Source organism: Aquirufa sp. 5-AUSEE-100C1 (assembly GCF_054558655.1).
The window spans coordinates 381,573-396,849 of sequence record NZ_JBPXKO010000003.1 but is presented as its reverse complement, the minus strand read 5'-3'; the positions used below and the strand labels follow the sequence as shown (position 1 = coordinate 396,849).

12 protein-coding genes are annotated in these 15,277 nt (G+C 43.3%); 3 read left to right on the top strand and 9 right to left on the bottom strand.

Annotated elements, in window-relative coordinates:
- The 6 genes from ACMH5P_RS08780 to ACMH5P_RS08755 are packed head-to-tail and all read right to left on the bottom strand — an operon-like array spanning position 1 to position 6,032.
- Entirely contained in the window at positions 1–1,353 is a 1,353-nt protein-coding gene (locus ACMH5P_RS08780; RefSeq protein ID WP_459493993.1) for a DUF6056 family protein, read from the bottom strand.
- Positions 1,350–2,078 (bottom strand): glycosyltransferase family 2 protein, encoded by a 729-nt coding sequence (locus ACMH5P_RS08775; RefSeq protein WP_459493992.1) that lies wholly within the window; start codon positions 2,076–2,078, stop codon positions 1,350–1,352. The genes ACMH5P_RS08780 and ACMH5P_RS08775 overlap by 4 nt, the downstream gene beginning before the upstream one ends.
- The gene (locus ACMH5P_RS08770; protein WP_459493991.1) at positions 2,065–2,967 is read right to left on the bottom strand and encodes an NAD-dependent epimerase/dehydratase family protein; all 903 of its coding nucleotides are present in this window, start codon (positions 2,965–2,967) and stop codon (positions 2,065–2,067) included. Before ACMH5P_RS08770 ends, ACMH5P_RS08775 begins: the two co-directional genes overlap by 14 nt.
- A gap of 11 nt (positions 2,968–2,978) precedes the next feature.
- Positions 2,979–3,731 (bottom strand): NTP transferase domain-containing protein, encoded by a 753-nt coding sequence (locus ACMH5P_RS08765; RefSeq protein ID WP_459493990.1) that lies wholly within the window; start codon positions 3,729–3,731, stop codon positions 2,979–2,981.
- Complete coding sequence (locus ACMH5P_RS08760) at positions 3,728–4,339, bottom strand: HAD family hydrolase (protein WP_459493989.1); 612 nt, start codon at positions 4,337–4,339, stop codon at positions 3,728–3,730. Before ACMH5P_RS08760 ends, ACMH5P_RS08765 begins: the two co-directional genes overlap by 4 nt.
- Positions 4,332–6,032: a 2-phospho-L-lactate transferase CofD family protein gene (locus tag ACMH5P_RS08755; RefSeq protein ID WP_459493988.1), complete on the bottom strand. Its 1,701-nt coding sequence runs from the start codon at positions 6,030–6,032 to the stop codon at positions 4,332–4,334. The genes ACMH5P_RS08760 and ACMH5P_RS08755 overlap by 8 nt, the downstream gene beginning before the upstream one ends.
- A gap of 158 nt (positions 6,033–6,190) precedes the next feature.
- Here ACMH5P_RS08755 and ACMH5P_RS08750 point away from each other — a divergent pair, with 158 nt between their 5' ends.
- Positions 6,191–7,942 carry a T9SS type A sorting domain-containing protein gene (locus ACMH5P_RS08750; RefSeq protein ID WP_459493986.1) on the top strand — a complete coding sequence of 584 codons (1,752 nt, stop codon included), beginning with the start codon at positions 6,191–6,193 and terminating at the stop codon, positions 7,940–7,942.
- On the opposite strand, the gene ACMH5P_RS08745 is transcribed toward ACMH5P_RS08750, so the two are convergent.
- Positions 7,934–8,344 carry a GNAT family N-acetyltransferase gene (locus ACMH5P_RS08745; RefSeq protein ID WP_459493984.1) on the bottom strand — a complete coding sequence of 137 codons (411 nt, stop codon included), beginning with the start codon at positions 8,342–8,344 and terminating at the stop codon, positions 7,934–7,936. The genes ACMH5P_RS08750 and ACMH5P_RS08745 overlap by 9 nt on opposite strands.
- Positions 8,345–8,431: 87 nt before the next feature.
- On the opposite strand from ACMH5P_RS08745, the gene ACMH5P_RS08740 reads away from it, so the two are divergent.
- Positions 8,432–9,052 (top strand): hypothetical protein, encoded by a 621-nt coding sequence (locus ACMH5P_RS08740; RefSeq protein WP_459493983.1) that lies wholly within the window; start codon positions 8,432–8,434, stop codon positions 9,050–9,052.
- 6 nt (positions 9,053–9,058) lie between these two features.
- On the top strand, positions 9,059–10,123 hold the full coding sequence (locus ACMH5P_RS08735; RefSeq protein ID WP_459493981.1) for a lactonase family protein: 1,065 nt from the start codon (positions 9,059–9,061) through the stop codon (positions 10,121–10,123).
- A gap of 80 nt (positions 10,124–10,203) precedes the next feature.
- On the opposite strand, the gene ACMH5P_RS08730 is transcribed toward ACMH5P_RS08735, so the two are convergent.
- Together ACMH5P_RS08730 and ACMH5P_RS08725 are read right to left on the bottom strand one after the other, a co-directional pair.
- A complete protein-coding gene (locus ACMH5P_RS08730; protein WP_459493980.1) occupies positions 10,204–11,130 on the bottom strand; it encodes a PorP/SprF family type IX secretion system membrane protein in 927 nt (308 codons plus the stop codon).
- A gap of 33 nt (positions 11,131–11,163) precedes the next feature.
- Entirely contained in the window at positions 11,164–15,033 is a 3,870-nt protein-coding gene (locus ACMH5P_RS08725) for a T9SS type B sorting domain-containing protein (RefSeq protein ID WP_459493979.1), read from the bottom strand.
- Positions 15,034–15,277: the final 244 nt, after the last annotated feature.

Sequence of the window (15,277 nt, the reverse complement as noted above, 5' to 3'; positions counted from 1 at the left end):
TTACTTTAAGTTGACCGCTTTTTTCCCGTAATAATTAGCGACGCATTTACACCAGAGGTGTTTGGGATCTTTAGAAAGTTCCTCGCTAAAGAATAATTTCGATTTAATGGGCAAAGGGTCCACAGATACGCTATCCTTCGTGGAGCGTTGGATTTTTTCAAATCGCGCCTCATTTGCAGAAAAATACGCCGCCGCCCTGCCCGAGCTTAGTTCCTCAACAAGTAATCGGGCATTACTGCTTTTCCAAACGCCTGCTCCCAAAAAAATCAAAATCAATAAGCCTGCCCAAACTCCCTGGCCTTGACTCACATAATGTTTCAAATGAATCAGCATAAATGAAACATAGAGCATCAAAAACAACAAAAAGAGGCTAAGGATTCGTGCTGGGATATGGACTTCACCTAAGGCAAAGGATAGGGGAATAAAACTAACAACCATCGATCCAAAGAACAGAATGGAAATGATGGTAAGGTTAAAAAGGCTCATGGGCTTAATTGATTCAGGCGAAAATCCCCACCATACCCAAGCGATGAATGCCCAAAGGAAAGGAGCTGAAAAGAATTGAATCAATAAGTCTTTAAAATTGGCCAGCAAAATGTGTATGCCCTCCGGCAAACTTACATTGGTCACCGCGCGCACTTGGTTGCCTGGAGAGAGCATAACGATTAAAAAACCAATCAGCCATACGGCAAACAAATAATATAGGTCTTTTTTGATGGGACCTTTAAATCGCCAAAGCCACAATTGATAACCCCAGAAGACGCCTGAAAACATGAGCATGCTGACCTCGCTACATCCCATCAAACAAAACACAAAAAAGGATAATAGAATCGTCCGCTTGTTAGTTGCAGGTAGTATAAAATAGGTGACAAGCAAAATCAAAACGAATTGAAAGGAAACGTAATAATAGATTCCCGAGAACCAATAAAACCATTGATACAATCCAGAAATGGAATAAAGCGCCGCAGCTTGAAATAAAAACACCCCGGTCCAAAGACGATAATCGCCAAAGCTCCATTGACTAATTCGCTTGATGGTATAGATACTTGTCCCAAATCCAAAAAGTAAAAGGAAATACGTATTCAGCTGGAGAAAAGCGAAATTGCTACTAAAATAAAGTGGCGTGGAATGCATGAGCAAATTCCCAAAATAGCGACCACTCCAGCCCATGTAATAATAATAGGCTCCCGAAAAGATTCCATATTGCTTTGATACCCAAGCAAAACAAAAATCATCCACAATATTGGGAACATTGTAATGGGCAATGATCACCATCAGGCCCACGATGAAGGCCCAAGCGCTGAAACTTGCCAGGAAAACAAATCGAGGAAATAGGTTTTTCAATGGGCTCATGAAAAAATCACGCGTTTTTTACGCAGATAGACAGAGAAAAAAAGAAACGCGATATAAAAAAATCGATTCCTTGCACGGAGATATTCTGCCTTTAATGGCCTCTTGCGGGCAGGCGCCGGCGTACAAGTCACTTGAAACTCCATGTATGAAACACCTGCGCTAAGTAATTTCCCGGAATGATCTAGGGAGTAATTCATGTAGCGAGCATCCAAACGCATACTTTGAAGCAAGCTCGTATTTACCAATTTAAACGCGCAAGAAAAATCCTTTAAATGGGAGCCAAAAATCGAATTACAAAGCCAATTCGACGCTTTTTGACCAAAGCGATTTAAGGCATTATCAAATTTCCGGGTACGATAAGTAAAAGCAACTTCATGAGGCGAACTCCATAATTCAGGGATAATCGAATCTAAATTTTCAATGGGGAATTGCCCGTCGGAGTCAGTAATAAGCGTCCAGGTATTGGATGCCTCCGCGATGGCTTTGGCAAATGAAAAACCGGGGCCTTCGTTTTGTGCATTACGCAGAATCTTCACCTGAGGGTTCCCCTCAAATGCTTGACAAAGCTGCTCATATTGTTCCACTGCACTAAAATCATCACAAACAATTACCTCTAAGGCCTCGATTTGTGGGTGTTTCTCGCCATAAGTAATCCAACCCTGGATTAGCGAAATAATCCCCGGGCACTCATTAAAGGCAGCCGTTACAATACTAATTGAGCTCATCGTCTATCGCTTGAATCATCGATTTAATACCTTCCTCTAACGTAATTTGTGGTTTCCATCCCAACATACGGGTAATCTTTTCCACATCTGCCAACGTCGTATTGGCATCCCCCGCGCGGGATTCCGTATGAATTTTTTCCAAAGGGAAGAAGGCCGCAAGTTCATTGACAGAATAATTGATGCCGGAACCGACATTAAAAATTTCCCCAACATGCTGGGTTTCCATGGCTTTGATATTGGCTTGAACGATATCCGACACATGGATAAAATCCCGCCTTTGTTCCCCAGAACCATGAATTTCCAAGGTTTCTTTGTTCCGGTATTTATTTAAAAAGATACCAACGACTAACGCATAGGCTCCTGTACTCGGTTGGCCTGGTCCATAGACATTGAAATAGCGCAATATATTTGCCTCTAGGCCAAAATTTCGCACATATTGTTGGACATATAATTCCCCAACATGCTTCGTAAGACCGTAATAATTCAGGAAATCTCCTGCGTCTTTTTCATTTTGAACACCCGGGTGATTGCCATAGAAAGTTGACGATCCCGAATAAACAAGACGTTTAACACCCTGCTTCCGAGCGGCCGCCAATACATTTAAGGTTCCCAAGGCGTTGCTCTCATGGCATTCAAATGGCATATCAAACGAAGGACCACTGCGGGAAAATGCCGCCATGTGAAAAATCCCATCTACCCCCTTCACCGCTTTTTCACAGTCGGCCAAATTCTGAATATTCCCCTGAATGAATTCGATTTTTGAATTTAATTTAGATGCATCTCCAAAAGACAAATCGTCCAAAACGCGGACTTGGTGACCTGCCTTCACAAGTGTATTTGATAAATGTGTACCGATAAATCCGGCTCCGCCAGTAACTAAATAATGCATGAAATAATATGTTAAAGACCTGCTGCTTGGTGTTGTTTTACAAATAATGTCGCTTCGGCTAATTCCTCGGGGGTATTTATGCCGATTGATTTAAAATAGGGTTGATCTAGGCGCCAAAACACACGAAATTCAGGGTGCAAGGTACCAATATATTTCACAAAGTTCTTTTCTCCGGTTACTTTTCCTGCGCTAGCATGCTGCGCATAACGATCCCACGATGACTCCAAAAGACGCTTTTTCAGTCCAAATATACCCATGTCTTTAAATCCATGGGGATCGACGGATTCGCCTTCTCGCTGTTCAAATACATGAACGGCATTGGAGCCAAATTGGTATTGTACGTAAGGCTTCTCCACCCAAACGAGGGGAACGCAGGCATCGTATGACGCTAAGTCTTGAAACATCAATTCATGTAAATGCGCATCACAAAAAGGTTGATCTCCCCACTGCAAAATCAAATTAACCTCACCGGGCATGGCTAATACATGTGAAACCAACTGATTCACGGCATCAAACATTCCTGTAGCAGATTCTTGCACAAGGATCTCGATGCGCTGAGGGGCAGTAGGTCTAATGTTTACGTCGAAATATTCTTTGCCTGAAGGACTCAGCAATAAAAGGATTTGGTCGATTTGGGGACTTAGTGATTCCGTAATGAAATCAAATACGGTTTTTCCCTCCCAAATGGGCGTAAAAATTTTGGGAATATCGAGTTTTAAACGGCTACCTTTTCCGGCCGCAGGAATCGCTAATATATTTTTCATCGCGTTGGAAGTAGTTCGGTTAGGTAGGTGTTTATGCTTGGATAATAGGCATCTGCAAAGGCTTCAATACCAGGATTGTGAACACCCACGGCATGCAGGTTCGCGGCGCGAACACTTTGTATACCCTGCAAGGAATCCTCAACGCCATGCATTTTGCCTTGAATTTGGTATTGCCTTATGCAATGCAAGAAGGGCTCGGGATCCGGCTTAGATGCCTGGTAATCTTCCGCACAAACGATTCCACGAAAGAACGATTGAATTTCATGAATCTTCAGAATGCCTTCGATGGATTTTCGGCTTCCGCCAGTCACGATGTAAAGAGCTATCCCCGACTGTTTCACTTGATTTAATAGACTTAAATCCACTAAGGGTTTTATATTCGCTAGACCTTCTTGGTAAGTACTTGATTTATAATTTGCCAAAGAATCCGTATCCGCATAGATAGAACGATAACGCGCGAAAACCTCTTTCGTTTTAATCCCTTTCAGTGTTTCATAAGAAGGGAATGGGCCTAAATTGAAATGCGCGAATGTTTGTTGGTATGCCGCCTCATGTCCTGACTCGGTATCAAAGAGCGTTCCATCAAAATCCAACAATAGGCTAAACATAGAGTCGAAAGAGGTTCTTAATAACAGTTCCTACTTTGGTCACTAAATTGGTCTCTTTAAAAGTTCGGTAGCCAATCGGAAAAGAAGCGAGCTCCGCTGCAGGTAAGCGATTAATTTGCTTCAGGAACCCGGAGATATGATTGTAATTTATTTGTCGGTTTGCCTTCACCAAATACACGCCACTGAGGGGATCGGGTACGATTCGACCAAAGCGTAAAAAGTAAAAGAAACTGACAAAATAGGAGGTGATCAACGCGGAAAAGAAATTACGATTCGATTCAACCAAGCTATGTTTGAATGAGCGGATTAATTGTCGGCGCGACTCAAAGCGTGAACCAATAACAGCGTCCAATTGGTTCATTTGAACAATATTAATCCACGAATCGATCTCGAAAAGGGCAATTTTACCGGAGGCATCAATGTGTAAATGGTAGGCCGCATGTTGGCTATCTTCCCCCACAACAAATTTGATCTTCCGGGAATTATCCGAATTTAATCGGGCAATTTCGGGTAGGTAATGTTGCTCAACCAAAGGCAATGAATTGCCGTAAAAATGTACGCCGATGTGAACGGCGCCATCTTTCATATCAATCGACCGACAAATCCAATTCCAAAGCTTTTGACCATCATGCTTGTTATTGTTGTCCGCAATTCGTTGGACAATGATGGATGATAACCTTTCCTTCGGCTGAATTAAACTATTGGGATCTACTAAAATCGAATCAAAAAAGTCTAAATCCGAAGCGCCTATTTCCGCTAAAATTTGACCCATAAACTGGTCAAAACCTATGTTTTGAATGTCGCTGTCGTACTGATTATTCACGATGGCTACTTTCTTCGCCGAAGAAGCTAAAATCGCCGATTGGCAAATTCGATAAGAAGGCAGCAAAGAAGAAAACTGCGTTCCCGAACCAAATATAATTACATCCGCTTCTTGTAAAGCCAGTTGCGCCTCTTTGGATATCGGTGGAATTTTAGCCAATGATTCGATTTCCGCTTCTGTGTAAGATTTCGAAGCATCTAAGCCGTTCAAAGATGCCAAAGAGAGCAAATAGAAGGATTTAAGTGGCTTATCTCCCTTGTAATTGACAATATCCGCTTCGTTTATCAATAAATTGCCATCGGCATCGAAGGCCACCAATTTCGAATCGTCTTCGGTTGAGACATTGATCAACTGTGCTGTTAGTTGGAATTGCCTTGTCAAATTCAACAGCGCCAAATTAAAATCTTGAGTCTCGACAAAGAGTCCACCCATGACAATATTTCCAATGCTAAATCCTACTAATTCATCAAAATTCTGAGTGAATTGAAGCAGCTGTGTCGCACCTAAAAGAAAATAACGTTCAATGAAGGTCTGTGCACGGGCGTCCAACGTAAACTCTTGGGCCAACAAAAGTGCGATTAAATTGGCCGGCGATTGAAGGAGGTTCTTCGTCTCGGACTCCGACATGCGATGTTCAAACAAGCGCTTGATGTTTCGGTTAGATTCCGTAAAATCATCAATGATGTAGGTAAAGTTCTTCCGAAAATCGGATGGCCCAAGCATGCCCTGATTCGCACTACGGATAATCCCCGTAGACAAACCATCATCATAACCGTTAATCAGAAGACTTAAATTTACGAAGGGGATATCTTTTAAATGCTTAATCAAATTAGCATTCCCATTCCCTCCCGTAAAGATGACTACATTCATGCTTTACTTTGCTTATTCAAAATCAAAGTTAAGGGAATAAAAGGATTTGCTGTTTTCTAAGATGAAAAAAATCAAGTATTTGGTTGAAGCGTCTTTAATTAAGTCCTGAAATATTGTAAATTGGACCTTCAATTTATATGGCGTTGAAAATAACGAGTTTGAGCTTTTTTAGAATTGCCTTCCTACTTAGTTTGCTAAGTACCCAATTCGCGTTTGGACAAAAATTCAATGCCTTTACTTTTAGTCAGCTGCCTCAGGATTATCAGTTATTCCCAAGGGAAAATGATAATCAAGGAGCTATTATTATCGAGGGGTTCCTCACTTCAAATGAATTCCAATCCTATTCCGTGCGCTTGTTACGAAACGGAATCCTTAGATCGGCCAAAAAAACCCTCCTTCAATTTTCCAATGGTACGGCCAAAGTAGCCGAAACATTGAAAATTCCAGCGGAATTAGCTGAATACGGAATCGAAATTTATGGCCATAAAAATGCAGATTCTAGCCTTATTGTTCGCCGTAGTAATTTGGTCGCAGGGGATGTCTTTTATGTTTCCGGGCAATCGAATGCGTGGATTGGGCCTATTGATGATTTGGTTTATCAGGGGGAATGGTGTCGTTCTTTTGGACTCGTTCAGGGACCCGAAAATTACGGTCCATATAATCCGGCTGACACGCTTTGGTCATTAGCCGTTGGGCGTGCCCGTATCGGACCTTTTGCCTCTGAATTGGCGAAACTCATTATTGATTCGGAGAAAATTCCGGTAGCCATTATCAACTCCGCCGCGGGTGGTAGTAGCATCGATTGGCATTTGCAACTTGATGGAAATACCAAAGCCTTGGATGGTGGAAATATCATGTACTACAAGGCATTGAAGTCGAAAACACTTTCCAAAGTTCGCGCCATTGTGTATCGTCAGGGAGAAGCGGAAGCCTCAGATACGAAATCACCTTATACCTGGGGAGAGAAGTTTAATTCCTTGCTTCAGAAATACAAACAATATTTCCCAAGTGCTCAGTTTGTGTTTAACCCGCAAGTAAGCATCTACGAATATCCCAATCGATTTGCGGCACAATTACGTGAGGATCAACGAGCCTTAGCTAGTCGAAATAGTTATGTTCGCTCCTTTGCAACCGTAGGGACAACCGGGCTTTTGCCGGATCGCTTACACTATACCAATTTAGGATATCGGCAGACGGCGCTCGAGTTGTTTCGTTTGATGTCAAACCATGTTTATAAGCGTAACTATTCGGTTGAAATAAATAGCCCTAATATTCAAAAAGCGTATTTCAAAACAGAACAAGAACGTAATAAGGTATATCTGCGATTTGAAGAGGGGCAAAATTTGCACATCACGAAAGACACCTTAGTCGTTGACGCAAAAGGGAATACGATACAAGCAAAACTAGCCCGATACTTCTATTGGGATAAGTTAAATGCGAATACCTTTGAACCCTATATTACGAATATTGAGGCGGTGAAAAATGAAATCATCATTACGTTCAATCAAAATTATACGGGGAATATGATTAGTTATTTACCCGACTACCACCGTGATTTTCAAACGGGAAATAAAGAATATGGTTTCCCGGGTCCATTCATCAAGAATGGATTGGGCATGCGTGCGTTTGCTTTTTCTGGATTCCCGGTGGTCGTGGAAGACAAATTAAATTTCGATTTTAAATGCAGTCCCAATCCAAGTTCCGATTACCTGCAAATTTCTTGGGAAAACCCAGGCGTAGGCCTGCTTGAAATTTACGACATGCTCGGGAAGGTCATGTATCGGGAGCGCATTACCAATGCTTACATGAAAACGATTGATACGAGCAAATGGACAAGCGCTAATTACTTCGTAAGTTTCAAAACAGATACGGGCAAATTTTACAGTAGACGCCTGGCGATTTTACACTAATTCATCACCGGGAGCCAACAAGTAGCAGTGCGGATGATTTTTCATTCCAATTTTCGGATAATACTTTTCTGCTGCTGGGGCAGCTAATAAAATAACTTTAGCCTGAGGTGTAGCCTTTTGAACCTCCTGAATCAGTCTTTTCCCGATACCCTGATGTTGGAACGCTACATCCACTGCCAAATCGGACAAATAACTCGTGTAAACAAAGTCGGTCATGACGCGGGCGAGGCCAACTAAGGTTTTCCCATCATAGGCGGCTACATATACATTACCATATTTGAACATCGTATCCATCGCCTTAAGGTCATTCACGGGTCTTCGCTCCCCAAGTGTAGACCGTTGGAGGATATCAATAAAATCAGCTGTGGAGAGCACAGGATTAATTTGGTAGCTAATTGGCATAGTCATTCGAAAATAGTAGGTAAATGTAATTTATTGTTCTCAATTCAGCACGGAGAACTTATCTTTGTTATGAATTAAATCCGCCAAATGAATACGCAATTAAAACCCCTCATCGAACAAATTACGAAAGATCCGTTTGTGCATGCCCAATGGCTAAACACACTTTCCTTTATGGAGAACACCGGAGCTAAAAAGATCTCTCGTTTTGAATCCAAAACCGATGTTAGTTTATTGATCCTCAAGCATGCCGCCGAAGAACATCGCCATGCCTATTACCTGAAGAAGCAAATTTCGAAACTAGCACCCACAGGTTTTGAGAATTACGAAGATGCTTGGCTAATCAGCCCGCAGACCTCTAAATACTACTTGGACATGCTAGACGTTTGGGTTAGTAAATACATCAAAAAAACCTTGGGATTATCTGGCTATGATTTGAAATGGGCATCCTATTTATTAGTAACTTATGCTATAGAAGTACGTGCAGACGAACTATATCCCATATACCAAGAGATCCTAACGGCCCAGCAATCCAAGATTCAAGTCAAATCAATTATTGTCGAGGAAGTAGGGCACTTAAATGAGATGAAAGCACAACTTGCTGAATTCTCGCCGGATTGGGAAACGCATGCCGCGGTGGCTTGTGAACTCGAAAATCAATTATTCCAATCGTGGATACAAAGCTTAAGCCAATTGTATCCCTTAAATTAAGGCACTATGTTCATGCTCATTTGTTCCCTGATTACCTTATTTCGTCCAGCGACCGATACGCTTTTAGTAGGGTCCTACACCGCACAAGGTAATGCGGGGATTGAGCTAATTCAGACAAGTAACGGCCAAAAAATCTCGGAGATTTCCGTTCCGCAGGCCTCCTATCAAATTGTATCGACGGATGGGCAATATTTATTCTCCGTTTCTGAGCAAGTTAAAAATCAAGGTGCCGTTTTTAGTTTTAAGAAAAGCCCGACCGGAAATTGGGAGGAGATAAACCATCAACTAACCGAGGGCGATGCCCCTTGTCACATCAATTTCCGCACCAAGAGCCGAACCTTATATACGGCCAATTACATGGGAGGGAGTGTTTCCATCTTTCAAACCACGCAAGGGAAAATAGAACCTTTAAGTCAAAAACTCGAATATGTTAGCTCCGGCAAATACCCCCAACAAGCCTCTTCGCATGCCCACATGGTGGTTTTGACCAAAGATGAAAATGAACTGCACATATCGGATTTAGGAGGGGATAAAATTTACCACTATAAACTTAGGCCGGACGGACGGGTTGAAGAGAAATACAGCCTAACCCAATTCCCTGCGGGGACAGGTCCTCGGCATTTTATTTTTTCCCCCAACGAGCAGTGGATTTACATCCTGGGTGAAGTGAGCGGCACCGTAGATGTATATGAAAACCAAGGAACTAAATGGGAATTTGTCCAGCGCGAAATTTTGGACCTCTCAGGAGCTGATGGCCCCAAAGCGAGTGCTGACATTCACCTCTCCCCGAATGGCAAATGGCTAGTCGCATCCAATCGCATCACAAGAAATTCACTGGTCGTTTACAAAGTCGAAGCCAATGGCCGGATTAAATTCCAACGCGAAGTCATGGTAGGTAAAGTTCCTCGTAATTTTCAATTTGATAAATCAGGAACGAAAATCTATGTCGCGTGCAAGGACGAAAATCGCATTCAACAGTTTAAATTCAATCCAGAGACCGGCGAAATGCAAGATGAACATCAAGACATTTCGGTAATGAGTCCGGTAGCTATATTGGTCGTTAGACGTTAGTCGTTAGACTGTAGAGACGCGATACTTCGCGTCTAAAAGCTATTCTATAAAAAAAGCCCCAGGGTCTCTGGGGCTTTCGCTTATTTCGTTAATGAATAACGCAGGGCAATCTCATGCGATTGGACGCTCATCTTACTCATGGCCGAGGTTGGCATCTCGTAGACATAGCCTACGTAAATCTTCTTGGTTGCTTGGAGTCCCAAACGAACTCCCCAGCTATCTTGATGGCGGTAGTTCAATCCCACATCAAAACGCTTGTTCAATTGCGCATATACGTTCGCATCCCAGCTCAATGGCACGTCCTTAGCTGTACGGAACAAGGCACTTGGGTATAAGACAACATTTTCGCTCACGGCTAATTTCGTTCCGACCATCGTATAAAAATACGCTACGTCCTTATAGGAACCGCTGCCTAAATCATACTTGAATAAACGAGGCTGCGATAAGCTAACAAAAAAGCCATCCCCCTTATTAATCTTCAAACCCCAACCCGTGTTAAAGCTTAAGCCCGTCGAACGGCTACCCGCAAACAACGCATCGCCATCATGTACCAAGGCCAAACCTGAAAAGTCTAAGCTTAGATTCGAAAATCCAGCACGGATACCTCCTGAAAAACGCCAAGCTTCGTTCAACTTAATGTGGTAAGCGTAGTCTCCGCTAATCGCTGTTACCTTCACCGGACCTGCTTGGTCATACATCGCATTGAATCCGATGCCACTCTGTTGCTTAAACTTAAAATCCCCCGATATCGCATAGGTCATCGGAGCACCGTCAATCCCCACCCATTGTTGGCGGTTGATTACTGTAATATCACTCACCGAATCACTACCAACGTGCGTCGGGCTTAAAATCTGTGGATTCAAGCGGTAAGACGAGTACATCGACTCTACCTGTCCGTAACTTGAACTCGAGATCATGTTCAAAACAACAAGGGAAACAAGGGTCATTAGACCCTTGATCCACTTAAATTGATCTACTCTCTGATTAAAATCTATATATGCTTTCATGCTATTTCTTTTCGTTTTTGTTGGCTGTGAACTTTACTTATCTAATCGGTTCACGTAAATGAAGGACTTCACGTTTGATTTATTCCCCTTGAAATCAATTACATAATAATAGGTTCCATCAGGTAGCAAGCCATCACTCGCTAGTAAATCAAAGGCGCGATCCGTTTGACCATGCCAATCGTTTTGGTAATTGTCTTTCTCGTAGACAATGTTACCCCAACGGTTAAAGATCGTCAACGTGTTCGGCTGTGCATTCAAAATACCTGGAATGATAAACGTATCATTCTTGCCATCGCCATTCGGTGAGATACCTTGTGGAATAAAGCTTGGACACTTATCTGCATCTAAACGGTTTGGAATACCATCGTTATCGCAGTCGGCTAATCCCGCCAAGTTGATGTTGTCCTCGTCCTTATCCAATATACCATCGTTATCCGAATCCGTATCTCTAAAGTCATAGGTCAAATCCTTATCCGTATCCAATGGATTCTTCGGATCTGGTCCCGCCTCTACCTTATCTGTAATACCGTCATTATCCGAATCCAAATCTCTAAAGTCAGCATTGCCATCTTTATCCGTATCCACTGGCGTAGCCGATGGACCCTTCTCGATGTTATCCGAAATCGTATCGCTATCTGAATCTAAGTCGCGGTAATCCGGCAAGCCATCGCCATCCGTATCCACCGGATTGGCTGTCGGACCCTTCTCAATGTTGTCTGAGATACCATCGTTATCGGAATCCAAATCCCTAAAGTCGGCCGTACCATCTCCATCCGTATCAATCGGTGTAGCTGATGGACCCTTCTCCGTGTTATCTAAAATACCATCGTTATCACTATCTAAGTCACGGAAGTCCGCCGTGCCATCGCCATCTGTATCCACAGGGGTCGCAGATGGGCCTTTCTCTATGTTATCCGAGATGCCATCGTTATCTGAATCCAAGTCACGGTAATCTGGTGTACCATCACCATCCGTATCTACCGGAGTGCCTGTTGGGCCCTTCTCAATATTATCTGAGATACCATCATTATCCGAATCAATATCGCGGTAATCCGGTAAGCCGTCTTTATCCGTATCGACAGGTGTAGCCGTTGGGCCCTTTTCGATCGAATCTAAAATACCATCGTTATCCGAATCTGTCTCGCGGAAATCATAAATCCCGTCGCCATCTGTATCCAAGGGTTTCGTCGGATCTGCTCCTGCTTCAATTGCATCCGTGATGCCATCGTTATCTGAGTCCAAGTCTCGGTAATCCGGTGTACCATCCTTATCCGTGTCTACAGGAACAGCTGGATCCTTACCCGCTTCAATCGTATCTGGAATACCGTCGTTATCTGAATCGATGTCTCTAAAGTCTGGCGTGCCATCCTTATCGGTATCCACCGGGTTCTTCGGATCGTTGCCTGCTTCGACCGCGTCTGGAATGCCATCGTTGTCGGAATCTACATCCAAGAAGTCTAAAGCACCATCGCCGTCCGTATCTACACCCGGGTATTTAGGATCTTGTTGCGCGCGGTCATCATATCCATCGTCGTTATTATCTACCCGACCGCAGTCAAAGCATAAATTCAAGGCCTCGTATTGATCAGATAATCCGTCTCCATCCGAATCTAAATCCAAGAAGTTAGGCTTACCGTCAGCATCCATGTCACCGAATTTCTCGTAGGCATCTGAAACGCCGTCTCCATCACTATCGCCATCGCGGTAGTTCGGGTGTTGGTCGCCGTCCATATCGCCACGCAATTCAATGCTATCCAAGATTCCATCACCATCTGATTCTAAATCCAAGAAATCAGGAGAACCATCCTTGTCTGTATCAGGTACCTCCAACGGCTTGCCGCCAAAGACCGCTTCCACGTTGTCTGGAATTCCATTCCAGTTCGTATCCGAAGTAACTCCGTTTACATCACAACGACCATCGCCATTGCTGTCGCCAAACGGACGGTAATCTGCCGTGCCTTCAAACGTATCTAAAATACCATCACCATCTGAATCCAAATCTAGGTAGTTGGCAATACCATCTTTGTCAAAATCATTCGCTGTTTCACGGATATCTAAAATACCATCGTTATCAGAATCATAGTCGATGTAATCACCCCGACCATCGCCGTCGGAATCAAACTCGCGCTCAGAAATATCAGCCATCTGATCGTTATCAGAATCCCAATCCAAATAGTTCGGAATGCCATCGCCATCAAAATCAGGGCAATTCACACCTGTCGTACATTCGATTCCATTCAAAATACCATCCCCATCACAATCTTGCATGCGGAAAATATCATAGGCAGGTGTGCCATTGGCAGGAACAGATCCTGATCCATCCACACAGAATGTTAAGGGAGCACTATCACTACCGTTCGGATTACCATCCCCATCGCAATCCGCTGCACGCCAGGCATTCGAGGTATTGGCAAATACTTGGTTGGCTACATTGTAGCTACAGCCATCATTCGGATCCGTGCCATCTAAAAGCTCCTGGGAATCCGTTACGCCGTCGCCGTCGGTGTCCGCAATAGTAATCGTTGCAACTACCGCCGTACGCGCAGATGAAATACAACCGGTTGTTGTGTTTCGAGCTTCAACGTAATAAGTTGTGGTGGTGGAAATACTTGGAGTGGTAAATGAAGTTCCTGAGGCTAAAGCAGATCCCCCCGTAGAGGCCGCATACCAATCAAGCGTTGCGCCGGAAGATGCTGTACCGGAAAGGTTAACAGTTCCAGTGCCGATGTTTGAACCACCCGTCGTACCAGTGACGGTAGGCAAGGCATTCACAATAGCTGTACCGGTCGCTACGTTTTCTGTGGTTGCTCCAGAAGAAGCAACCGTAATGTTTCCTGAAGCTCCGTTGGTTGCCGAACTCGTCAATCGAACGTAAATCGTCGTTGAGGCAACTGTACCGGAAACTTGAGTTAGTGTTAGTGAACTCTGGAATCCAGAATTCGATGCAAGTGAAATTTCGTATCCCGCGGGTGCTGTTATAACCATGTCATTGGTTAACAAACTACCTGAAACATCGAACGATTGAGTAGTTGAAACGGTACCTGCACAGGTCGTGAAAGCCGATAAGCCTCCTGCAGCAACTACTGTAGGGTTTATAGGCGTGTCATTATCGGTAATTGTAGCAATACCCGTATTATCGGAAATCGCCGCATTGACTGAATTTGAAAGTACAACCTTAAAGGTCTCGGTACTTTCAAAATTGGCATCATCTAAAATTGGAACCGTAATGGTCTGAGCCGTTGTTGAGTTGGCCGGGAAAGTCAAGGTTCCCGAAGTCGTTGTATAATCCGTATTGGTAGCTGAAACATCCACAGTTGTATAGTCCACCGTAATTGCAGAAGCATAAGCTGCAGACAAACTGACAGTGAATGTCACAGTACCGGCTGTCTCACTAATCGTAGGATCGTTTATCGTCAATTTTGGAGATGCAGCCAAATAGGCATTCAATGCGTCCAAAAGACCTTGCGTTGCCGCATTACCATTGACAACTCCTCCAGACAAAGGAACGCTAGAGCCGTTAAATGTTAAACCAATGTACTTCGTAGAGTTGATTGTATAGGTTCCCCCGCCGGAAACAGCCAAAGCTTGGGAGTAGCTTGGATCTGGGGAGAAAACCAACGTATTTGGGCTATTACCACTAGGAGAACGCCACTTGATGAATCCTGGAATGGTATGAATCGTACCACTAAAATCTTTCAAGACCACATTTCCGATGATATCATTTCCTTGGGCAGTAAAGATCGTGGCTGTAGAGTTTTGGGTAAACTGTGCTAATGACCAACCTTTAGCCGTTAACAAAGCGGCATTGGTAGACGAGTTGTTTGCTGTGTTGTCCCCAACAAATCCATCGTTAAACGAGACAGACAAATTGTATTGCGCCTGACCCTCTAAGGAAGTGAACATCAACGTAACTGCTAGAAAAAAGGCAGAAACATATGGAAGCTTAGCGCGAAAAAATTTGAGTGGGTGTAAATTAGAATTAAAGCCATACAAGAACGGCTCTAAAAAAATCTGGGTAGATTTTTTAATCATTGTGTTGATAATTTAGAATACGGAGTTAAAACAATATAACTCTTGCTTTCAAATTTAATTGATTAAAAATAAAGAAAGCAATACCTTTCAAATCCTTTTGCTTGGTTGAAAACCT